Origin of the sequence: Pseudotabrizicola algicola (genome assembly GCF_010915705.1) — a bacterium.
Taxonomy (GTDB): domain Bacteria; phylum Pseudomonadota; class Alphaproteobacteria; order Rhodobacterales; family Rhodobacteraceae; genus Pseudotabrizicola; species Pseudotabrizicola algicola.
Map to the genome: position 1 here is coordinate 195836 of NZ_JAAIKE010000004.1, position 21268 is coordinate 217103.

Below are 21268 nucleotides of genomic sequence, written 5' to 3' on the forward strand. Positions count from 1 at the left end.
GCATATCCAGGTCCTTGCTGCTTTTCCAAATACTCCCGCGCGGAGCGCATCCCACGGCCACCACCCGCGCCGCGCCATCCCGTCCGCGCCCTGACCACAGCCCCGCCCCCCCTCCGCGCCTGTCCCGAACATTCCGCGCCGTGTCCCGGGCCCAGCGGGCGGCTCTTCCCCCCTATCCGCTTCCGAAAAACACAGGTATAGAGCGCCCCATGTCGCAAAACCCGCCCAACCTCCGCCCTGATCTGGCCCCGAAAGCCACCTTCTCCGAGGCTCCGCGCCCCGGCCAGCCCACCATCGGCATGGTCAGCCTCGGCTGCCCCAAGGCGCTGGTCGATTCCGAACGCATCCTCACGCGGCTGCGGGCCGAGGGCTATGCGATCAGCCCCGATTACAAGGGCGCGGATGCGGTCATCGTCAACACCTGCGGCTTTCTCGACAGCGCCAAGGCCGAAAGCCTCGAAGCCATCGGCGAGGCGCTGCAGGAAAACGGACGGGTGATCGTGACAGGCTGCCTCGGGGCGGAACCCGAATACATCACCGGCGCGCATCCCAAGGTTCTGGCCGTCACCGGCCCGCACCAGTACGAGGCCGTTCTGGATGCCGTCCACGGCGCGGTGCCGCCCGCGCCCGATCCGTTCATCGACCTGTTGCCGGCAACGGGCGTGTCGCTGACTCCGCGCCATTACAGCTATCTGAAGATTTCCGAAGGCTGCAACCACAAGTGCAAGTTCTGCATCATCCCCGACATGCGCGGCCGCCTTGTCAGCCGCCCGGCCCATGCCGTGCTGCGCGAGGCGGAAAAACTGGTCGAGGCGGGGGTGCGCGAGCTTCTGGTCATCAGCCAGGACACCTCCGCCTACGGGCTGGACCGCAAGCATGACCTCTCGCCCTGGAAAGGCGGCGAGGTGCGCGCCCATATCACCGATCTTGCGCGCGAGATGGGCAAGCTTGGCGCATGGGTGCGGCTGCACTACGTCTACCCCTATCCGCATGTGCGCGACCTGATCCCGCTGATGGCCGACCCCGCGAACGGCCTGCTGCCCTATCTCGACATCCCCTTCCAGCACGCGCATCCCGATGTCCTGCGCCGCATGGCGCGGCCGGCGGCAGCGGCCAGGACGCTCGACGAAATCGCCGCCTGGCGCGCGATCTGCCCCGATCTCACCCTGCGCTCCACCTTCATCGTCGGCTATCCCGGCGAGACCGAGGCCGAATTCCAGACCCTGCTCGACTGGCTGGACGAGGCGCAACTCGACCGTGTGGGCTGCTTCCAGTATGAAAACGTCGCCGGCGCGCGCAGCAATGACCTGCCGGACCATGTCCCGGCCGAGGTCAAGCAGGACCGCTGGGACCGCTTCATGGAAAAGGCGCAAGCCATTTCCGAGGCCAGACTTGCCGCCAAGGTGGGCCGCACCCTGCAGGTCATCGTGGATGAGGTCGATGCCGAAGGCGCGACCTGCCGCACGATGGCGGACGCGCCCGAGATCGACGGCAACCTCTTTATCGACAGCGGCTTTGACACGCTCAAACCGGGCGATCTGGTGCGCGTGCAGGTGGACGAGGCGGGCGAGTATGACCTCTGGGGCCATCTTCTCGACTGACCGGCCCCGCCCTGTGCCTTTTATGCCTGCCTGCCGCCCTGCCGTCACAAATCGCAGCAACTTCCACCTTTTTTTGGCCCCGCTTCAAGGCTAACACCCCGCTAAGACACGGCCCTGCCGCTGCCGCGCCTGACCGGATGCGCTGCGGACAGGCTGGGCGTATTGCTGCTGTCCAAGGAGAAAGATTATGAAGGTTGCCATGATTGGCACAGGCTATGTCGGTCTTGTGTCGGGTGTTTGTTTCTCGGATTTCGGCCATGACGTGATTTGCGTCGACACCTCCGCCGACAAGATCGCGCAGCTTCAGGCGGGCATCGTTCCGATCTATGAACCCGGGCTCGACACGCTGATGCAGCGCAATGCCGAGGCGGGGCGTCTGCGCTTCACCACCGATCTTCGCGCGGCAGTCGACGGGGCAGAGGCGGTGTTCATCGCCGTCGGCACCCCCACCCGCCGCGGCGATGGCCATGCCGATCTGTCCTATGTCATGGCCGCCGCCGCCGAAATCGCCCATGCCCTGACGGGACCTGCTGTCATCGTCACCAAATCCACGGTCCCTGTCGGCACCAACCGCAAGGTGGCCGAGGTGATCCGCGCCACCCGCCCCGATGCAGAATTCGATGTGGCCTCCAACCCCGAATTCCTGCGCGAAGGCGCCGCCATCGATGATTTCATGCGCCCCGACCGTGTGGTGATCGGGCTGGAAACCGACCGCGCGCGTCAGGTCATGTCCGACCTCTACCGCCCGCTTTTCCTGCGCGATTTCCCCATCGTCTTCACCGATCTCGAAAGCGCCGAGATGATCAAATACGCCGCCAACGGCTTTCTGGCGGTCAAGATCAGCTTCATCAACGAAATCGCGGCCCTGTGCGAGCGGGTGGGCGCCGATGTCAAGGCGGTGGCCAAAGGCATGGGGCTCGATGGCCGTATCGGCAACAAGTTCCTGCATGCAGGGCCGGGCTATGGCGGCTCGTGCTTTCCCAAAGACACGCAGGCCCTCGCCCGTATCGGGCAAGAGTATGGCGTGCCCCAGCGCATCACCGAAACCGTCATCACCGTGAACGCCGAAGTCAAACGCCGCATGATCGACAAGGCCTGCGATCTCTGCGGCGGCTCTTTCAACGGCAAGACCGTGGCGGTTCTGGGCGTGACCTTCAAACCCAACACCGATGACATGCGCGAGGCCCCTTCGCTCACCATCGTCCCCGCCATGATCGGCGCAGGTGCGCGCGTGCATGTCGTGGACCCGCAGGGCCGCCGCGAGGGCGAGCATCTGCTGCCCGGTGTCACATGGTTCGCCGATGCCTATGCCGCCGTCGAAGGGGCCGACCTTGTGATGCTGCTCACGGAATGGAACGAATTCCGCGCCCTCGACCTGCCGCGCCTTGCCGCCACGATGAGACTGGCGCGCATGGCCGATTTCAGGAATATCTATGAACGCAGCGCCGTGCTCGGCGCAGGATTTGAGGCCTATGACGCGGTAGGACGGTAACCCTGATGCTTGATGTGAAACCAACCTCCCTGCCCGGCGTGCTCCTGCTGGTGCCGCGCCGCTTTGGCGATGCCCGTGGCTGGTTCACCGAAACATGGAACGCGCAGCGCATGGCCGAGGCGGGACTGGACCTTGCCTTCGTGCAGGATAACCATTCCTATTCCGCCGAGGCGGGCACCCTGCGCGGCCTGCATTTCCAGAAGCCCCCGCGCGCGCAGGACAAACTGGTGCGTTGCACGCGCGGCGCGATCTTCGATGTCGCGGTCGATGCGCGGCGCGGCTCTCCCACCTATGGCCAATGGACGGGCGCGGAACTCACCGCCGAAAACGGGCATCAACTGCTTGTGCCCAAAGGCTTCCTGCACGGCTTTGTCACCTTGGTGGCCGATACCGAGGTGCAATACAAATGCACCGACGTCTACGCCCCCGACTGCGACGGCGCGGTGTTGTGGAACAGTTGCGGCATCGACTGGCCGCTGCCCGTCGCCTCGCCCGTCCTGTCGGACAAAGACCGCGCAGCCCAGTCCTTCGCCGATTTCGTCACCCCCTTCGAGACGGGTCAAGCATGAAGATACTCATCACCGGCGGCGCAGGCTTCATCGGATCGGCAGTCGTGCGGCTGGCGGTCGCGCGCGGGCATCATGTCGTGAACCTCGATGCGCTGACCTATGCCGCCAATCTGGCAAATGTCGCCTCGGTCGACAATTCGCCGCTCTACCGCTTCGAACAGGCCGACATCCGCGACCGTCAGGCGCTGACCCGCATTTTCAGCGACCACGCCCCCGATGCGGTGATGCACCTTGCCGCCGAAAGCCATGTCGACCGCTCCATCGACGGGCCGGGTGACTTCATCGAAACCAACATCACCGGCACCTTCAACCTGCTCGAGGCCGCCCGCGCCCATTGGCAGGCGCAGGGCCGCCCTGACAGCTTCCGCCTTCACCACATTTCGACGGATGAGGTGTTCGGCTCGCTCGGCCCCACGGGGCAGTTCACCGAAACCACACCCTACGATCCGCGCAGCCCCTATTCGGCCTCCAAGGCCGCCAGCGACCATCTGGTGCGCGCTTGGCACGAAACCTACGGTCTGCCGGTGGTGCTGACCAATTGTTCCAACAATTACGGCCCCTTCCACTTCCCCGAAAAGCTGATCCCGGTGGTCATCCTCAACGCGCTGCATGGCCGCCCGATTCCGGTTTACGGTCAGGGTGAAAACGTGCGCGACTGGCTCTATGTCGAAGATCACGCTGCCGCCCTGCTGCTCGCGCTCGAAAAGGGCGTGCCGGGGCGCAGCTATGCCATCGGCGGCGAGAATGAACGGCGCAACATTGATCTGGTGCGCACGATCTGCGCCCTCCTTGATGAAATGCGCCCCGATGGCGCGCCGCATGACCGGCTCATCACCTTTGTGACCGACCGTCCGGGCCATGATGCGCGCTATGCGATTGATCCTTCCCGCATCCGCGAGGAACTCGGCTGGTCGCCTTCCGTCACGGTGGAGGAGGGCCTGCGCCGCACCGTGCGCTGGTATCTCGACAACGAAGACTGGTGGCGTCCGCTGCTCGACCGTCAGGGCGTGGGCCAGCGTCTGGGGACCAAGGCATGACCCTTCTGGTCTTTGGCCAAAGCGGGCAAGTGGCGCGCGCGTTGGCGCGGCTGGCGCCTGATGCCACCTGTCTTGGCCGCGACCGCGCCGATCTGACCGACCCCGCCGCCTGCGCGCAGGCCATCCTGCAGGCCCGCCCCGGGGCGGTCATCAACGCTGCCGCCTATACGGCAGTGGACAAGGCCGAGCAGGACGAGCAGACCGCGCATCTGGTCAACGCCCTCGCGCCCGAGGCGATGGCACAGGCCTGCGCCACGCTGGGCGTGCCTTTCGTGCATATCTCGACCGATTACGTCTTTGACGGCGCGGGAACAGCGGCGTTCCAGCCGTTCGACCCCATCGCCCCCCTCGGGGCCTATGGCCGCACCAAGGCGGAAGGTGAGGCCCGCCTGCGCGCCACCGGCGCCGTGCACGCGATCCTGCGCACGTCATGGGTGTTCTCGCCCGATGGCGCCAATTTCGTCAAAACCATGCTGCGCCTCTCCGAAACCCGCGACCGGCTGACCATCGTCGGCGACCAGACCGGCGGCCCCACCCCGGCGGCCGCCATCGCACAGGCCTGCCTGACCATTGCCGCGCGGCTGCGCGATGACCCTGCCCTCTCCGGCACCTATCACTTCTCCGGCGCGCCCGATGTGACATGGGCCGATTTTGCCCGCGCGATCTTTGCCCTCTCGGGCCGCAGCGTCGAGGTGGTGGACATCCCCACCGCCGATTATCCCACCCCCGCGCGCCGCCCCCTCAACTCGCGCCTCGACTGCACCGCGACCCGAGCCGCCTTCGGCCTCGCCCGGCCCGACTGGCACGCGGCCCTGCGCGACACCCTGACCACGCTGGAGGTTCTGCCATGACGACACGCAAGGGCATCATTCTGGCAGGCGGCTCCGGCACGCGGCTCTGGCCGATCACCATGGGCGTGTCCAAGCAACTGCTGCCCATCTACGACAAACCGATGATCTACTACCCGCTCTCGGTCCTCATGCTGTCGGGCATCCGCGAGATCGCCATCGTCACCACCCCCGAAGACCAGCCGCAGTTCCAGCGCCTGATGGGCGACGGCGCGCAATGGGGCGTGCGCTTTGACTGGATCGTGCAGCCCTCGCCCGATGGTCTGGCGCAGGCCTATCTGCTGGCCGAGGAGTTCCTGAACGGGGCTCCTTCGGCCATGGTGCTGGGCGACAACATCTTTTTCGGCCACGGACTGCCCGAACTCTTGCAGGCCGCCGACAGCCGCACGACCGGCGGCACCGTCTTCGGCTACCGCGTGACCGATCCCGAACGCTACGGCGTGGTGGGCTTCGATGCCACGGGTAAGGTGCGCGAGATCATCGAGAAACCCGCCGTGCCGCCCTCGAACTACGCCGTCACCGGCCTTTACTTCCTCGATGGCCGCGCGCCCGAACTGGCCCGCCAGATCAAACCGTCGCCGCGCGGCGAGCTGGAAATCGTCGACCTTCTCCAGATCTATCTGGCCGAAGGCAGCCTGCAGGTCGAACAGATGGGCCGCGGTTTTGCATGGCTCGACACCGGCACCCACGAAAGCCTGCTCGATGCGGGCAATTTCGTGCGCACCCTGACCGGACGGCAGGGCCTGCAAGTCGGCTGCCCCGATGAAATCGCCTTCCTGCTGGGCTGGATCAGCGCCGATGACCTTGCCCGCCGCGCCGAGGTGTTCCGCAAGAACGATTACGGCAAATACCTGCTGACCATCGCCAAACAAGCCTGACCCCGCGCCATGGCACGCATCCGACACAGCCCGCCGCCCTGCCTGCAATCGCCGTCGCCCCCGGCTGCCTCTATATTGCGCGGCCCGACGCCACGCGTCGGTTTTGCGCGGCAAATCCCGCGCACGGCTTTGACGAAACGGGCCGGCATCTGTAACCAGCCTGATACGGATTTCCGAACGCGCTCCGGCCCTTGCCTTTCGGCCCGGGCCAGCGTCCACTTGCCAACCAGACACCTTTTCGCAACCGACAGGCCTTTTTCATGACATCCTTCATCCATCCGGTCCTTTTGTGCGGCGGGTCGGGAACGCGGCTTTGGCCGCTCTCCCGCAAATCCTTTCCCAAACAGTTTTCCCGCCTGACAGGGGATGAAAGCCTGTTCCAGGGTGCCGTGCGCCGCCTGATCGGTGCGGGCTTCAAGGAACCTGTCGTCATCACCGGCAATGATTTCCGCTTCATCGTCGTCGAACAACTCGCCGCCATCGAAACCAGCCCGCAGGCCATCCTGATCGAACCCGACGGGCGCAACACCGCCCCCGCCGTTCTGGCCGCCGCGCTGCATCTGCGCACCACCCAGCCCGATGCGCTGCTGCTCGTCGCCCCGTCCGACCATGTGGTGCCCGATGCCGCCGCCTTCCGTGCCGCCGTGCAGGCCGCAGCGCCCCGCGCCCTCGCGGGCGATATCGTCACCTTCGGCATCACCCCCACGCGGGCCGAAACCGGATATGGCTATCTCGAACTCGCCCCCGGCGCCGATGCAACCGCGACCGAGCCGCAGGCCCTTGCCCGCTTTGTCGAAAAACCCAAGGCCGAGCAGGCCGAACAGATGATCGCCGCCGGCAATTTCCTGTGGAACGCGGGCATCTTCCTGTTTACCGCCGATACGCTGGTCAAGGCGTTCAGCCAATACGCCCCCGATGTGCTCGAACCCGTCAGCGCCGCTGTTGCCAATGCCAAGCCCGACCTCGGCTTCAGCCGCCTTGATCCGGCGGCTTGGGCGCAGGTGCCGGATATCTCCATCGATTATGCCATCATGGAAAAGGCCCCGAACCTCGCCGTCATGCCCTTTTCTGCCGGATGGTCCGACCTGGGAGGCTGGGAAGCCGTCTGGCAAGAGGCCGGGCCGGATGCGGCGGGCAATGTCGCCTCGTCCAATGCGACCGCCATCGGCTGCGAAGACACGCTGCTGCGGTCAGAATCGCCGCGTGTGGAACTGGTCGGCATCGGGCTCAAGGATATCGTGGCCATCGCCACCACCGATGCCGTGCTGGTCGCGCATAAATCGCAAAGCCAGCGCGTGAAAGAGGCTGTTGCCGCGCTTCAGGCCAAAGGCCGCGCGCAGGCCACCGCCTTTCCGACCGATCACCGCCCGTGGGGCATGTTCGAAAGCCTCGTCATCGGCTCGCGCTTTCAGGTCAAGCGCATCGTGGTGAAACCGGGGGCGGCCCTCAGCCTGCAATCGCACCACCACCGCTCGGAACACTGGATCGTCGTCGAGGGCACCGCCCGCGTGACCGTCGACAACGAGGTGAAACTGCTCACCGAAAACCAGTCCGTCTATATCCCGCTCGGTGCGGTGCACCGCATGGAAAACCCCGGCAAGGTGCCGATGGTGCTGATCGAGGTGCAAACCGGCAGCTATCTCGGTGAAGATGACATCATCCGTTACGAAGATGTCTACGCGCGCGGCCAAGGGGCCAAAGGCTAGGCCCTCGCGGCACGCGATTTGAGGAGACTGCATTTTGGATCATGTTCTGGTGACAGGCGGTGCGGGCTATGTCGGCTCGCACGCCTGCAAGGCGCTGCGCAAGGCCGGTTTCATTCCCGTTACCTTTGACAACCTCTCGACAGGCTGGGAACAGGCGGTCAAGTTCGGCCCTCTGTTCAAGGGCGATCTGATGGATCGCGCCTCGGTCGATGCCGCCTTTGCGCAATACAAACCTGTGGCCGTGCTGCATTTCGCCGCACTGTCCTTGGTGGGCGAAAGCATGAAAGACCCCGCGCATTATTGGCGCGTCAATGTCGGCGGCGCGCTCAATCTGGCTGAATCGGCGGTGGCCCACGGCTGTCTCAACTTCATCTTCTCCTCCACCTGCGCCACCTATGGCGATCAGGATGGCGTGGTGCTGACGGAAGAGACGGCGCAACGCCCGATCAATGCCTACGGCGCCTCCAAGCGCGCGATCGAGGATGTGCTGGCGAATTTCGAGGCCGCCTTCGGCCTGCGCCATGTGATTTTCCGCTATTTCAACGTCGCAGGCGCCGACCCCGAGGGGGAGCTTGGCGAACAGCACCGCCCCGAAACCCATCTGATCCCGCTGATGCTCGAGGCGATTGCCGGACGCCGCGCCGCGCTCACCCTGCATGGCACCGATTATCCCACCGCCGACGGCACCTGCATCCGCGATTACATCCATGTCACCGATCTGGTGCAGGCGCATGTGCTGGGCCTGCGCTGGTTGCTTGACGGCAAGGGCACCGCCGCCTTCAACCTTGGCACGGGAGTGGGCTTTTCGGTGCGCGATGTGATCCGCCATGCCGGACAGGTGACGAACAGTCCGGTTCCCATCACCGAAGGCCCCCGCCGCCCCGGCGACGCCGCCGTTCTGGTGTCGGGCAGCCAGCGCGCCGAGACAGAGCTTGGCTGGGTCCGGAGCCATTCGACGATGGAGCAGATGATCCGCGACGCGTGGCGCTGGGACCAGACCCCGGGCTACCAAAGCTGAAAGACCGGCGCTTGCCGGTGCCGCGCCGTGTTCCGGCGCGGCACTGGCCTTGACGGCGCGCAACGGTTAAGAAAAACCTAACGCCCGCAGGTCAAACCATTGAAATAAAACGATTAATGGGGCTGTAACACAGGGGGACTCACAGCGCCCTCACCCGCGCCACAAAATCCTCCCCCCGCTTCTCGAAGTTCGGATACTGGTCGAAACTGGCCGCAGCCGGGGCCAGCAGCACCACCTCCCCCGCCTGCGCCTCCTCCGCCGCCCGCGCCACGGCCCGCTCCATCGTCTCGCAGATCTCATGCGGGGTCTGGCCCAGTTGCAGGGCGAAATCGCGGGCCGAATGGCCGATCAGATAGGCCTTCACCACCGCGCCCAGATGGGGCTGCAAGGCCGCGATGCCGCCGTCCTTGCCCATCCCCCCCGCAATCCAGCGGACCGCCGGAAAGGCCTGCAGCGCCTTGGCCGCGCTGTCCACATTGGTCGCCTTCGAGTCGTTGATGAACCGCACCCCGTTCCGCTCCAGCACCAGCTGGCTGCGGTGCGGCAGCCCCGCGAAAGACTGGAACGCCCCCTCGATCAGCTTGGGCGCAATCCCCAGCGCCCGGCAGGCCGCATAGGCGGCGCAGGCATTCTGGTGGTTGTGCGCCCCCGGCAGACCCGCCACCTCTCGCAGATCGATGCTGGCCACCTGCCGCCCCTTGCGCCACTCTGCAAGAAACCCCTTGCGAGCAAAGACGCTCCACCCGAACTGGTCGAGCTTCTGGCCGGACGAGATGCGGATCACCCGGTCATCCTGCGGCCCCATGCCAAGCTGGTTGGCCATGAAGCGGCCCTCCAGCTCGTCTACCCCGACCACCGCCCGGTCAGGGCCGCCTTCGGAGAACAGGCGGCGCTTGGCGGCATAATAGCCCCCCATCCCGTTGTGGCGATCCAGATGGTCGGGCGACAGGTTGGTGAAAACGGCGACATCCGGGGTGAGGGCGCGGGCAAGCTCTGTCTGATAGCTCGACAGTTCCAGCACCACCACCTCGCCATCCCGCGCGGGATCGATCGACAAGACACCCTTGCCGATGTTGCCCGCCATCTGGGTCGGCCGACCCGCGACCTCCAGAATGTGATGGATGAGCGCGGTCGTCGTGGATTTCCCGTTCGATCCGGTGACGCAGACCACGCGGGGCATCGTTTCGAAGTTGTCCCAGTCCGACGTGGAGAAGCTGCGGAAGAACAGGCCGATGTCATTGTCGACCGGCACACCCGCCTCGAGCGCGCGGGCGATGATCTTGTTGGGGGCGGGATAGAGGTGGGGGATGCCGGGGCTGGTGATGAGGCAGGCGACGCCCTCGAGCGCGCCGGCGCGGCCCAGATCGGTCAGGGTGAAGCCCTCGGCTTCGGCCTTGGCGCGGGCTTCGGGGCTGTCGTCCCACAACAGGGGCGTCGCCCCCCCTGCGACGAGCGCACGCGCGGTGGCAAGGCCGGAACGCCCGAGGCCCAGAACCGCGACCTTTTCGCCTGCATAGCCCTTGACTGGAATCATCTGCCGCCCCTTTCCGGTTGATCCTCACGGGATAGGGGATGGCGCGTGATCTTCCAAGGGGGCGGCGCAGGCGGCTTGTCCGGCGGGAGAGAGGGTGTAGCGGCCCTTGGCGGGGTGATCGAACCAGCCGTAGTGGTTGTCCCGCAGGATGGCGCCCGCCCGGGCGATGCCGGTGGCGCGGGCGAGGACGGCGGGGCTTTGGGCTTCCGGGCCGACGGCGAGGGCGGCGGCGAGGCGCAGGGCGTCCTGCCGATAGGCGGTCACCCGCTTGATACCCGTGGTGCCGCCGATGTTGGGGTCGCCCTGCCGCTTGTGGAACTCTTTCAGCAGGCGGGCGGCCTTGGCGGTGTTCTTGCGGGGCTGGTAGGGGGCGGGGTCGAGGTGGGGCTCGACGCGGCCATCGCGGACCGTGAGCAGGCCGAGGCCGAGGCGGCGCAGGAGGGCCGTCAGGTCGCGGTAGCGGTGGGTCCAGCGGGGGGGCTGGGGGATGGCGAGGTAGACGTGGTCGAAGAGGCCCTGCCGGGCCACGCCCTGCAGGATGAGGGGGAGGTTGAGGGCGGTCTTGAGCTCGACGATCAGGGGCGGCTCCTCGCCCCGGCAGGCCATGACATCGGCGGCCCCGATCTCGGCCTTGACGGTGTAGCCCTGCGCTTCGAGGAAGGCTTTGACGGGGGGGTAAAGGTCGGCTTCTTTCACGCGGTCCCCCTGTGTTACACGGGATTGGTCTGTGCAATTTCAATGGGTTAGCCGTGCGAATTTACGGCTTGTTAAGACCTTGCCGGCCTGTCGTCCCACAGATCGCGCGCCGGGTTGGCCCTTGCGCGCTCTGCCGCCCAATGGCCGAGGCGGTCCGGCACGGGGACTGGCGCACTGGAGGGGTCGCCGAAGGCCTCATAGCTGTAAAGCCGCAGCATCTGGAGGCGCAGGTGACGCTGGAGCAGATCGCCGTCAAGATCCAGATCGGCCATCGCGTCCGTCAGTTCGCGCAAGACGCCGATGGGCGAGATCAGACGGACCAGAAGCGGGATCACCCAGACAAAGACCGGAGAGAAGGCGCAGGCCTCGTCGTCATCAGGGTAATGGTCGATGTGGCGGTAGAAGGCGGGCGAATGGTGGCTGTCTTCCTCGGGGGGCGGCATGAACGGGCTTGCCTCCGCGGGAAAATCGTCTTCGGGCGGCACGAGTCCGTCGCGCTGCATCCGGCTGACCCATTCGTCCGGCGTTTCCGGTGGCAGGTCATCACCGGCGCTCTCGGCCAGATCGGCGGGATACATCGCGGCAATCTCGTCCGCAGACAGATCATCAAGGCCGGGACTGTCATGGAAATGACGATCGGCCTGCATCATCAGGATGCTGGTGGGCTGCGCGACCTTGAAATGGGTGATGCAGGGCAGGAACCGACCGAGCAGCAGACCCAGAGCCTCGGGCGTGGCGGGGCCGCGCAGGGGAAAGCCGCGCAGCGCTGCCGCCTCGCCCTCGGTCTTGGTGACATCGAGGATGCGCAGGCGGCTGTGAAAGCAGGCATCGGGCAAGGCATCGGCCGGCAAGAGCGCGTCCGGCATATCGGCGCTGCGCAGGAAGGCAAGCGGCAGATGGCGCCCGAACAGTGCCGGCACTCGGGTCAGGGCGTGATAGCCTTCGGCAGCAAGGTCAGGCACTGGCCAGACGGTGCCATCCTGTTGTGCGACACTGTCCTGCCGGTTGACAGGCTGTGCCAGATGCGCCCCCAGCGGGGCAAAGGGGCCGGTGACAAGGCCCGCAAAGCGCCGCGACAGGACAGTGTGCAACAGGCCCGAGCGGGGCGAGGTCACGTCGGTGACGAAGCCTTCCAGTTCACGGCGAAGGGTATCCAGAGAGGCGTCGAAGGTCTGGGCTGCGGCCGGAACGGAAAGCTGCTCATCGGTCAGTTTCTGCTCTTGCGGCCAATACGGGACATGGCCGAAGCCTGCCCGCTGCTGCTCGGCAAAGGCCGCGCGGTCAAAGCCGGGCAAGCGGTAGATCACCTCGCCGAAGTAATCATCCGGATCATCGGCCAAGGCGATGTGTTCGGGCAGGTCTTCGGGGTCGGGGTCTTTTCCGCAGGCGGCACGGTGCGCATCGATGGCGCGCGCCTTGCGCGCGGCCAGAACGGCGCGCAGCGCATCGCCCGGCACCCTGTCGCGGCGATAATCCTCGAAGAGCCGCGCGCGGGTGAGGTGTGCGCCAGCAAGGGCGGTGGCGCGCATGGCAAGGACCACATCGCGCAGGCGGTCTTGCAGCGCGTTGGCTTCCTCGACCAGCGCGGTGATCTCGGGCTGGTAGATGTCGAGCAGCGCGATGGTGCGCTCTTTTTCCGCCGATTGCACCGAGCGCAGGGCGAGCAGGAGGGCCACCGAGGACGCAACTGCCGAGATGGCCAGCCCGACCGTCGATTGCAGCAGCGGATAGGCCGCCGAGTCGCCCGAGGAGAGCGGATCATCGGACAGGAGCCGGACCCAGACGAGGATGGTGGCGAAAACGAAAGAGGCGAGGATGATCAGCAGGACCAGAAGCCCGCTGTATATCAGGAGCTTTCTGGCCTGCATCTTGCGGCTTACCTTACCTTGAGCGTGGCCAGCCCGATCAGGGCGAGGATCAGGCTGATGATCCAGAAGCGGATGACGATCTGCGGCTCGGCCCAGCCCTTTTTCTCGAAATGGTGGTGGATCGGGGCCATGAGGAACACGCGTTTGCCGGTGCGTTTGAAGTAGAGCACCTGGATGATGACGCTGAGTGCCTCGACCACGAAGAGGCCGCCGACGATGGCGAGCACGATTTCATGCTTGGTGCAGACGGCGATGGCGCCGAGCGCGCCGCCAAGGGCGAGGCTGCCGGTGTCGCCCATGAACACGGCGGCAGGGGGGGCGTTATACCACAAAAAGCCCATGCCGCCGCCGAAGAGGGCGGCGCAGAAGATCAGAAGCTCACCCGTGCCGGGCACGAAGTGGACGCCGAGGTATTGGGTGTAATTGAAGTTGCCCACCACATAGGCGATCACGCCCAGCGTGCCTGCGGCGATCATCACCGGCATGATGGCAAGGCCGTCGAGCCCGTCGGTCAGGTTCACCGCATTGGCGGCACCGACGATCACGATCATGCCGAAGGGGATGAAGAAGTAGGACAGGTTCAGCAGGAGGTCCTTCAGGAAGGGAAAGGCCAGCTGGTTGGTCAGTTCCGGCGGGTGGAAGCTGCTTGCGGCAAAGGTGGCCAGAACCGCGATCAGCAGACCGGCGGTAAAGCGCACGCGGCTGGAGACGCCCTTGGTGTTCTGCTTGGTGACCTTGGCATAGTCATCGGCAAAGCCGATCAGGCCGAAGGCGATGGTGACCAGCATCACGATCCAGACATAGGGGTTGTCGAGCCGCGCCCAGAGGAGGGTCGAGACCAGAAGCGCCGAGAGGATCAGGAGGCCGCCCATCGTCGGGGTGCCGGCCTTGGCGAAATGGGTGGCCGGGCCGTCGTCGCGGATGGGCTGGCCCTTGCCCTGCTTGCGGCGCAGGATGTTGATGAGCGGCTGGCCGAAGAGGAAGCCGAAGATCAGCGCGGTCAGGAAGGCACCACCGGCGCGGAAGGTGATGTAGCGGAAGAGGTTGAAGAAATCCCCTCCGGCAGAGAACTCGGTCAGCAGATACAACATTTACGCGGTCCCTTCTGTTGGGGCGCTGCCTTGGCCCATTTTGCGCAAGGCGTCAACAACAAGGCTGACCTTTGATCCTTTGGAGCCCTTGACGAGAACAATATCGCCTGCATCCACCAGCTGGCGGGCATGGGGGGCAAGTTCGGCTGCGGTTTCGACCCATTCCCCCTGCTGTTTGCGCGGCAGGGCGGCGTGCAGGGCGCGCATGCGCGGGCCGACGCAATGGATGGTGTGGATGGCCGACAGGCCCGGATGGCGGGCGATGGCCGCGTGGAGCGCGGTTTCGGTGGGGCCGAGTTCCAGCATGTCGCCCAGAATGGCGATGCGGCGGCCCTGCCCCACGCGGCCGACGCCGTTTTCGGGCCGGGCGGCGATGAGCACATCGAGGCTGGCGGCCATCGAGGCGGGGTTGGCGTTGAAGGCATCGTCGATGAGCTGGAAGCTGGTTTCCTCGACGCGGTCGAGCTGGATGGTTTCGCGGGTGCCGCGCCCTTGCGGGGGGAGCCAGTTGCCGATGTCGCAGGCGCTGAGCGCGGGATCGCAGCCGAGCGCATCGGCCACGGCGAGCGCGCCGAGCGCGTTCAGGGCGAAATGCCTGCCGGGGGTGCGGACCTTGAACAGGACGGGGCGGCCCATGCAGGTGGCGCGGACGACGGTGGCGTCTTCGGCCAGATCGGCGTGGTCGAGGTGATACCCGGCGGCGTCGGCGGTGCCGAAGAGGGCGGCGCTGGCACCGGTGGCGGCGGCCTTGGCGGTCAGGATGGGGGTGGTGGGCAGGTCGGCGTTCAGGATCGCGGTGCCGCCCGGCACCAGACCGTCGATGATGGAGGCCTTTTCATGGGCGATGCCTTCGATGCTTTCGAAGGCTTCCAGATGCGCGGCGGCGACGGTGGTGATCATCACCACATGCGGGGCCGCCATGCGCGAGAGGGGCGCGATTTCGCCGGGGTGGTTCATGCCGATCTCGATCACGGCGAAATCGGCGTCGGCGGGCATCCGCGCCAGTGTGAGCGGCACGCCCCAATGGTTGTTGTAGCTGGCTTCGGCGGCATGGACCGTGCCTTGCCCGCCGAGGATGGCGCGCAGCATTTCCTTGGTGCTGGTCTTGCCGACCGATCCGGTGACGCCGACCACCTTGGCGCGGGTGCGGGCGCGGGCGAAGGTGCCAAGCTGTTCGAGCGCGCGCAGCACATCCGGCACGATCAGCAGTGGTGCGTCGGCGGCGACGCCTTCGGGGCGGCGCGAGACGAGGGCGGCGGCGGCCCCCTTTTCCAGCGCCTGTGCCACGAAATCATGCCCGTCGCGCACATCCTTGAGCGCGATGAACAGATCGCCGGGGCGCAGCGTGCGGGTGTCGATCGACACGCCCTGCGCCGTCCAAGCGGCGGTGGTCTGCCCCCCCGTCGCGGCGACGGCATCGGCAGAGGTCCAGAGGGATGCAGGCATCAGATCACTCCGTCAAGGGCGGCTACGGCCACGCTGGCCTGTTCGACATCGTCAAAGGGATAGACCTGCCCCGCGATGGTCTGGCCGGTTTCGTGGCCCTTGCCCGCGATGAGCAGCGCATCGCCGGGTTGCAGCGCATCGACGCCGCGCAGGATGGCTTCGGCGCGGTCGCCGACTTCGGTTGCCTCGGGGCAGGCCGCCATGATCGCGGCGCGGATGGCAGCGGGATCTTCGGATCGGGGGTTGTCATCTGTCACGAACAGCACATCGGCATGGGCGGCGGCGGCGGCCCCCATCAGCGGGCGTTTCGTAGTGTCGCGGTCGCCGCCCGCGCCAAAGACAATCACGATGCGGCCCATCACATGCGGGCGCAGCGCCTTGAGCGCGGTTTCAATCGCGTCGGGCGTATGGGCGTAGTCGACATAGACCGCCGCGCCATTGGTGCGGGTGGCGGCCAGTTGCATCCGTCCGCGCACACCGGTGAGCTTGGGCAGGGTGGCAAAAACCGCCTCGGGGTCGTCGCCCGAGGCAATGGCGAGGCCCGCCGCAAGCGCCACATTCTCGGCCTGAAAGCCGCCCACGAGGTTGAGGCGGGCCATATGGGGCTTGCCCTGCCATGAAAAGCGCAGGTCCTGTCCGGTGGCGTCATAGCGTTGTGACAAGAGGCGCAGGTCGGCCCCCTGCCCGTGGCCGATGGTCATGGTGGGCAGGCCACGGTCGAGGCAGAGTTCCACGATCTCGGACCCGTGCGCGCCGTTCAGGTTGACCACGGCAATCGCATCATCGGGGAGGAGGCGGGTGAACAGCGCGGCCTTGGCGGCAAGGTAAGCCTCCATCGTGCCGTGATAATCCAGATGGTCCTGCGTGAGGTTGGTGAAACCTGCCGCGCAGAGGCGCACGCCATCCATCCGGCGCTGGTCGAGGCCGTGGGACGACGCCTCCATCGCGCCGTGGGTCACGCCCGCCCCTGCGGCAGCCGCCAGCATGCCGTGCAGGGTCAGCGCATCGGGGGTGGTGTGGGACGAAGGCGCGGTCCATGCGCCCTCTACCCCCGTGGTGCCGATGTTGATGGCGGCGTGGTCGAGCGCCTCCCAGATCTGGCGGGTGAAGGTGGCCACGCTGGTCTTGCCGTTGGTGCCGGTCACGGCGACCATGCGGGCGGGCTGCGCACCGAACCAGAGCGAGGCCGCGCGGGCAAAGGCCTCGCGCGCGTCCTGCACCACGACAACGGGTGTCGGTCCCTGCGGCAAGGCGCGCATGCCTTCGGCATCGGTCAGGATGGCGGCGGCCCCTTGGGCGATGGCGGTGGCGGCAAAGGCCGCGCCGTGCAGGCGGCTGCCCGGCAGCGCGGCAAAGAGAAAGCCGGGCTGCACCGCCCGGCTGTCTGCCGTAAGGCCGGTGATTGCAGGGTTCGCCCCTGCCCTTGGGGTCAGCCCAAGCTCTGCCAGAGTGGCGCGGCGAGTCGCCGGGTGCGGTGCCATGTCATTTCCCTTCAGTTCCGAACGGCTGTTAGCCTATCGGCGGGGGGGGCTTCAACCACTGGCCGAATGCCCAGCAGGGGCGCAATGCGGCGGGTGATCTCGGCAGCGACCGGAACGGCGGTCCAGCCTGCGGTGCGGCGCGGCTCGGTGCCCGAGGTTTCGACAGGTTCGTCGAGCGTGACGAGCACCACATAGCGCGGGTCCGAGGCGGGGAAGACCGAGGCGAAGGTGTTGATCACCTTGTCTTTGTAATAGCCCCCCGTGCGGCGGGGCTTGTCGGCGGTGCCGGTCTTGCCCGCGACCTCGTAGCCCGGAACCTCGGCCAGACTGGCGGTGCCGCGCGTCACCACCTGACGCAGCATTTCGACCGAGGCATCGGCCACCTCTTCGCGCATCACCCGCACGCCCGCCTGCGGACCGCTTTGCTTGAGCAGGGTCGGCTTGACGGTGATTCCCCCGTTGGCGATGGTCGCATAGGCGGCGGCAAGGTGCAGCGGGCTGGCCGACATGCCGTGCCCGTAAGAGGTGGTGATGGTCACGATGTCGGGCCAGCGGGCGGGCAGCAGGGGCTTGGCCCCCGGCGCCTCGGTCAACTCGATCGGGGTGGGGTCGAAGAAGCCGAGCGATTTGAGGAATTCCTGTTGCCGCAGACCTCCGATCTGCAGGGCAAGGCGGGCGGTGCCGACGTTGGAGGATTTCACGATGACATCGGTCACCGTGGCAAGGGGGCCGTAGTTCTTGTTCTGGAATTCGCGGATGCGGTGCTTGCCCCATTGCATCGGGGCATTGGCATCGACCAGCGTATCGGGGCCGACGAGGCCCAGTTCCATCGCTTGCGCGGTGGCGAAGATCTTGAAGGTGGAGCCGAGTTCATAGACCCCCTGCACCGCGCGGTTGAACAGCGGGCTGTCACCCGGTTCGGCATCCTTGGGGAGCACCGGATTGGGGCGGTTGTTGGGATCGAAGGAGGGCAGCGAGGCCAGCGACAGGATCTCGCCCGTCTTCACATCCATGATGATCGCGGCGCCGCCCTTGGCGTTCAGCATGGTGACGCCCGCGCCAAGGATTTCCTCGACCGCCGCCTGCACCGTCAGGTCGACCGAAAGTTCGAGCGGCGTGGCCGAAAGCGCCGGATCGCGCAGGCGGGCATCCATGGCCCGCTCGATTCCGGCGGTGCCGATGACTTCGGCGGAATGGACGCCCTCGACCCCGAAGGACGAACCGCCAAGGATATGTGCGGCCAAGGTGCCATTGGGATAGAGCCGCATCTCGCGCGGGCCGAACAGCAGGCCCGGATCGCCGATTTCATGCACCTGCTGCATCTGTTCGGGGCTGAGCACCTTGCGCAGCCAGATGAAGCTGCGCCCGTCGGTGAAGCGGCGGGTCAGGTCGTCGGCCTTCATCTCGGGGAAGATGGCGGCCAGTTCCTTGGCGACGCGGGCCGGGTCCACCATGTCCTTGGGGTGCGCATAGAGCGCGTGGGTGAGCATGTTGGTGGCCAGAACGCGGCCGTTGCGGTCGGTGATGTCGGCGCGTTGGGCAAGGATCTCGGCGCCGGAGGCGAAAGAGCGCGGCTCGGCCGCTTCGGTGGCCGACAGGACGCCCATGCGAACGCCGATGGCGGAAAAGGCGAGAAAGAAGGAGAAGCCGAGGATCAGCAGGCGCACTTCGGCGCGCGAGCGGGCGGCGTCGCGCATCTGTTCGTGGCGCAGCCGCAGGTTTTCGCGCTCGATCACATCGGGGTTTTCGCCTTGGGCGCGGGCCTTGAGGATGCGGGCCAGCGGACGGAGGGGGGTGCGGGTCATAGCGGTTCCTCCTCGGGGTTCAGCTGGCCATTGACCATGACCGAATTGTTGATGTCGCCAAAGAATTCATCCACCGCCGGATAGGAGAGGTTGGCGGCATCGCCGAATTGCGACGGCTCCAGCGGCATCAGGCCAAGCCGTTCGAAGTTGAGCGACGCGAGTTCGCGCAGGCGGTCGGGGCGGTTGAGATAGGCCCATTCGGCGCGTTGCAGCGCAAGCGCCTCGCGCAGGCCCGCGATTTCCGAATTGAGCCGGGAGACATCGCGCAGGGCCTGACGGGTGTCGTAATGTTCACGGTAGGCCCAGAACCCAAGGCCGAGCACGGCGATGAAGGACAGAACATAGATGACGGGGCGCATCAGCGGCGTCCTTTCTTCTGGGGCGGTGGCTCGGGCAGGCCGAGCGCGGCGGGATCGAGGTTTTGGGCGGGCGCGGCGGTGCGGCGCCCGATGCGCAGCTTGGCCGAGCGCGCGCGGGGGTTCTCTTCCAGCTCGCGCTCGTCGGGGCCGACGGCGCGCTTGGTGACCAGATCAAAGCGCGCGGTGTTGAGCGCGGTTTGCGGGGCATAGCGGTTGGCGTTGGATTCGCTGCCCGAAGCCAGTTGGAAGAAGCGTTTGACGATACGGTCTTCGAGGCTGTGGAAGCTGACCACGGCCAGAAGGCCGCCGGGTTTGAGCGCACGTTCGGCGGCCATCAGCCCCTCGGCCAGTTCGGTGAATTCGGTGTTCACCGCGATGCGGATGGCCTGAAAGCTGCGGGTGGCGGGGTGGCTTTGCCCCGGTTTCGGGCGCGGCAGGCAGCGGGCGACGATCTCGGCCAGTTGCAGGGTGCTTTCGATCGGGGCGCGGCTGCGGTGGTCGACGATGGCGCGGGCGATGCGGCGCGAGGCGCGTTCCTCGCCGTAATGATAGAGGATGTCGGCGAGCCGCGATTCATCGGCGGTGTTGACCAGATCGGCAGCGGAGGGGCCATCTTGCGACATGCGCATGTCGAGCGGGCCATCCTTCATGAAGGAAAACCCGCGCTCGGCCTGATCGAGCTGCATCGAGCTGACGCCAAGGTCGAGCACCACGCCATCGAGCGGCTGCGGCGCATACTGGTCGAGGTTCGAGAAGGTGCCTGCCACCAGTGTCAGACGGTCGCCATAGGTGGCGCGCCAGCCTTGTGCCATTTGCAGCGCCAGCGGGTCGCGGTCGACGCCGATCACATCCGCCCCTGCGTCCAGAAGCGCGCGGGCATAGCCCCCTGCCCCGAAAGTGCCGTCAAGCCAGAGGCCCGAGATCGGGGCGCAAAGCTCGAGGATCGGGCGCAACAGCACCGGGATATGGGGGGCGCGACCCTGATCCTGATCGCCGGTCTGTGCCATCTCACCCTACCTTTGGGTAACGGCCAACCACCGCAAGGGCATCTTCACCGTCGTCTTCATCGTCATCATCGCCGAACATGTCGCGGTAGACATCGCCGCGCCAGAGCGAAAAGCGGTCGGTCGCGCCAGCAAGCGCAGCCTCGACACCGTCCTTGATCATCTCGGGGGTGAGGCCCAGCTTTTCACGGACCGGACCAGGAAGCACGATGCGGCCATCGTCGTCGATTTCCACCGTGGCCGAGCGCGTGATGAGGTCACGTTCGGCCTTGATGCGGTCCTTGCTGCCCAGCGGGATGGTTTCGACCCAGCGCGCCAGAGCATCGGCACCTGCCATCGAATAGCAGTCGCAGAACTGTCGGTTCTTGCCGCCGTAGACGATGATCATGCGGGTGCGGGGGCTTTCGGCGGTGCGGGTGTCGCCAGCGTCGAGAACACGCCGAAACGGTGCCGGGATCAGGACCCGAACTTTCGAATCTACCTTCTGGTAGTATTCACCGCGAAACATGTCCGACATAATTGCTGAGCTTGCGCCCGTCCCTTTCCATTCTGCCGGCCCCGAAGGGGCCAAATCCTTGGGCCAGAAACGGGAACGGAGGACCGAGCTGCTGCCACTGCTCGATCCGCCGCCTGTCCCATCGCTGGGCGTCCAGCTACGCGCGCCACCTGGGGGAGATGTCTGCTCGCTCGCGCGCCGGATCTCTGTTTGTCTAAACGGGTTTGCCTGTATGAAGCCTGACTGTTTCGCCTGTTTGCGGTCTTGAGCTGCCGCTGCTTTCCGTACTGCCCGTTTCGATGGTGTAGGGATGACATGGGATCATCTGGGAAGCAACGG

General features: G+C 66.3%; 18 protein-coding genes. 8 read left to right on the forward strand and 10 right to left on the reverse strand.

What is annotated here, in order from left to right:
• Positions 1–209 precede the first annotated feature (209 nt).
• From rimO to galE, 8 genes are all read left to right on the forward strand, one after another.
• A complete protein-coding gene (gene rimO / locus G3572_RS13980) occupies positions 210–1601 on the forward strand; it encodes a 30S ribosomal protein S12 methylthiotransferase RimO (protein WP_164612927.1) in 1392 nt (463 codons plus the stop codon).
• Between the two features lie 187 nt (positions 1602–1788).
• A complete protein-coding gene (locus G3572_RS13985) occupies positions 1789–3093 on the forward strand; it encodes a UDP-glucose dehydrogenase family protein (protein WP_164612929.1) in 1305 nt (434 codons plus the stop codon).
• Positions 3094–3098: 5 nt separating this feature from the next.
• On the forward strand, positions 3099–3662 hold the full coding sequence (rfbC, locus tag G3572_RS13990) for a dTDP-4-dehydrorhamnose 3,5-epimerase (protein WP_164612931.1): 564 nt from the start codon (positions 3099–3101) through the stop codon (positions 3660–3662).
• Complete coding sequence (rfbB, locus tag G3572_RS13995; RefSeq protein WP_164612932.1) at positions 3659–4699, forward strand: dTDP-glucose 4,6-dehydratase; 1041 nt, start codon at positions 3659–3661, stop codon at positions 4697–4699. The genes rfbC and rfbB overlap by 4 nt, the downstream gene beginning before the upstream one ends.
• Entirely contained in the window at positions 4696–5550 is an 855-nt protein-coding gene (rfbD, locus tag G3572_RS14000) for a dTDP-4-dehydrorhamnose reductase (RefSeq protein WP_164612934.1), read from the forward strand. Before rfbB ends, rfbD begins: the two co-directional genes overlap by 4 nt.
• On the forward strand, positions 5547–6425 hold the full coding sequence (gene rfbA / locus G3572_RS14005; RefSeq protein WP_164612936.1) for a glucose-1-phosphate thymidylyltransferase RfbA: 879 nt from the start codon (positions 5547–5549) through the stop codon (positions 6423–6425). The genes rfbD and rfbA overlap by 4 nt, the downstream gene beginning before the upstream one ends.
• A 260-nt stretch (positions 6426–6685) precedes the next feature.
• Complete coding sequence (locus tag G3572_RS14010) at positions 6686–8131, forward strand: mannose-1-phosphate guanylyltransferase/mannose-6-phosphate isomerase (RefSeq protein ID WP_164612938.1); 1446 nt, start codon at positions 6686–6688, stop codon at positions 8129–8131.
• A gap of 31 nt (positions 8132–8162) precedes the next feature.
• On the forward strand, positions 8163–9149 hold the full coding sequence (gene galE / locus G3572_RS14015; RefSeq protein ID WP_354004047.1) for a UDP-glucose 4-epimerase GalE: 987 nt from the start codon (positions 8163–8165) through the stop codon (positions 9147–9149).
• 139 nt (positions 9150–9288) lie between these two features.
• Here galE and murD read toward each other — a convergent pair whose 3' ends face one another.
• The 10 genes from murD to G3572_RS14065 all read right to left on the reverse strand — a co-directional run bounded on the left by murD (position 9289) and on the right by G3572_RS14065 (position 20950).
• Positions 9289–10683 carry a UDP-N-acetylmuramoyl-L-alanine--D-glutamate ligase gene (gene murD, locus G3572_RS14020; protein WP_164612941.1) on the reverse strand — a complete coding sequence of 465 codons (1395 nt, stop codon included), beginning with the start codon at positions 10681–10683 and terminating at the stop codon, positions 9289–9291.
• A gap of 24 nt (positions 10684–10707) precedes the next feature.
• Positions 10708–11379: a DUF2161 family putative PD-(D/E)XK-type phosphodiesterase gene (locus tag G3572_RS14025; RefSeq protein ID WP_354004036.1), complete on the reverse strand. Its 672-nt coding sequence runs from the start codon at positions 11377–11379 to the stop codon at positions 10708–10710.
• A gap of 71 nt (positions 11380–11450) precedes the next feature.
• Positions 11451–13247, reverse strand: coding sequence for a hypothetical protein (locus tag G3572_RS14030; RefSeq protein ID WP_164612943.1), 1797 nt, complete (start codon positions 13245–13247; stop codon positions 11451–11453).
• Positions 13248–13255: 8 nt separating this feature from the next.
• Positions 13256–14338 (reverse strand): phospho-N-acetylmuramoyl-pentapeptide-transferase, encoded by a 1083-nt coding sequence (gene mraY / locus G3572_RS14035; protein WP_164612945.1) that lies wholly within the window; start codon positions 14336–14338, stop codon positions 13256–13258.
• Positions 14339–15784 carry a UDP-N-acetylmuramoyl-tripeptide--D-alanyl-D-alanine ligase gene (locus tag G3572_RS14040; RefSeq protein ID WP_164612947.1) on the reverse strand — a complete coding sequence of 482 codons (1446 nt, stop codon included), beginning with the start codon at positions 15782–15784 and terminating at the stop codon, positions 14339–14341.
• On the reverse strand, positions 15784–17265 hold the full coding sequence (locus tag G3572_RS14045) for a UDP-N-acetylmuramoyl-L-alanyl-D-glutamate--2,6-diaminopimelate ligase (RefSeq protein ID WP_164612950.1): 1482 nt from the start codon (positions 17263–17265) through the stop codon (positions 15784–15786). Before G3572_RS14045 ends, G3572_RS14040 begins: the two co-directional genes overlap by 1 nt.
• Positions 17266–17276: 11 nt before the next feature.
• The gene (locus tag G3572_RS14050) at positions 17277–19070 is read right to left on the reverse strand and encodes a peptidoglycan D,D-transpeptidase FtsI family protein (protein ID WP_164612952.1); all 1794 of its coding nucleotides are present in this window, start codon (positions 19068–19070) and stop codon (positions 17277–17279) included.
• Positions 19067–19429: a cell division protein FtsL gene (ftsL, locus tag G3572_RS14055; RefSeq protein ID WP_164612954.1), complete on the reverse strand. Its 363-nt coding sequence runs from the start codon at positions 19427–19429 to the stop codon at positions 19067–19069. The genes G3572_RS14050 and ftsL overlap by 4 nt, the downstream gene beginning before the upstream one ends.
• Positions 19429–20436 (reverse strand): 16S rRNA (cytosine(1402)-N(4))-methyltransferase RsmH, encoded by a 1008-nt coding sequence (rsmH, locus tag G3572_RS14060; RefSeq protein WP_164612956.1) that lies wholly within the window; start codon positions 20434–20436, stop codon positions 19429–19431. The genes ftsL and rsmH overlap by 1 nt, the downstream gene beginning before the upstream one ends.
• Before the next feature lies 1 nt (position 20437).
• Positions 20438–20950, reverse strand: coding sequence for a division/cell wall cluster transcriptional repressor MraZ (locus G3572_RS14065; RefSeq protein ID WP_164612958.1), 513 nt, complete (start codon positions 20948–20950; stop codon positions 20438–20440).
• Between the last annotated feature and the right edge of the window lie 318 nt (positions 20951–21268).

What these genes read in the sequence shown, in the direction of transcription:
- G3572_RS14045 (WP_164612950.1), bottom strand. Translation starts at nt 17,265, where the DNA reads ATGGCACCGCACCCGGCGACTCGCCGCGCCACTCTGGCAGAGCTTGGG.
- mraY (WP_164612945.1), bottom strand. Translation starts at nt 14,338, where the DNA reads ATGTTGTATCTGCTGACCGAGTTCTCTGCCGGAGGGGATTTCTTCAAC.
- G3572_RS14065 (WP_164612958.1), bottom strand. Translation starts at nt 20,950, where the DNA reads ATGTCGGACATGTTTCGCGGTGAATACTACCAGAAGGTAGATTCGAAA.
- rfbD (WP_164612934.1), top strand. Translation starts at nt 4,696, where the DNA reads ATGACCCTTCTGGTCTTTGGCCAAAGCGGGCAAGTGGCGCGCGCGTTG.
- murD (WP_164612941.1), bottom strand. Translation starts at nt 10,683, where the DNA reads ATGATTCCAGTCAAGGGCTATGCAGGCGAAAAGGTCGCGGTTCTGGGC.
- G3572_RS13985 (WP_164612929.1), top strand. Translation starts at nt 1,789, where the DNA reads ATGAAGGTTGCCATGATTGGCACAGGCTATGTCGGTCTTGTGTCGGGT.
- G3572_RS14030 (WP_164612943.1), bottom strand. Translation starts at nt 13,247, where the DNA reads ATGCAGGCCAGAAAGCTCCTGATATACAGCGGGCTTCTGGTCCTGCTG.
- rfbB (WP_164612932.1), top strand. Translation starts at nt 3,659, where the DNA reads ATGAAGATACTCATCACCGGCGGCGCAGGCTTCATCGGATCGGCAGTC.
- rfbC (WP_164612931.1), top strand. Translation starts at nt 3,099, where the DNA reads ATGCTTGATGTGAAACCAACCTCCCTGCCCGGCGTGCTCCTGCTGGTG.
- G3572_RS14050 (WP_164612952.1), bottom strand. Translation starts at nt 19,070, where the DNA reads ATGACCCGCACCCCCCTCCGTCCGCTGGCCCGCATCCTCAAGGCCCGC.
- rfbA (WP_164612936.1), top strand. Translation starts at nt 5,547, where the DNA reads ATGACGACACGCAAGGGCATCATTCTGGCAGGCGGCTCCGGCACGCGG.
- rimO (WP_164612927.1), top strand. Translation starts at nt 210, where the DNA reads ATGTCGCAAAACCCGCCCAACCTCCGCCCTGATCTGGCCCCGAAAGCC.
- ftsL (WP_164612954.1), bottom strand. Translation starts at nt 19,429, where the DNA reads ATGCGCCCCGTCATCTATGTTCTGTCCTTCATCGCCGTGCTCGGCCTT.
- rsmH (WP_164612956.1), bottom strand. Translation starts at nt 20,436, where the DNA reads ATGGCACAGACCGGCGATCAGGATCAGGGTCGCGCCCCCCATATCCCG.
- G3572_RS14010 (WP_164612938.1), top strand. Translation starts at nt 6,686, where the DNA reads ATGACATCCTTCATCCATCCGGTCCTTTTGTGCGGCGGGTCGGGAACG.
- G3572_RS14040 (WP_164612947.1), bottom strand. Translation starts at nt 15,784, where the DNA reads ATGCCTGCATCCCTCTGGACCTCTGCCGATGCCGTCGCCGCGACGGGG.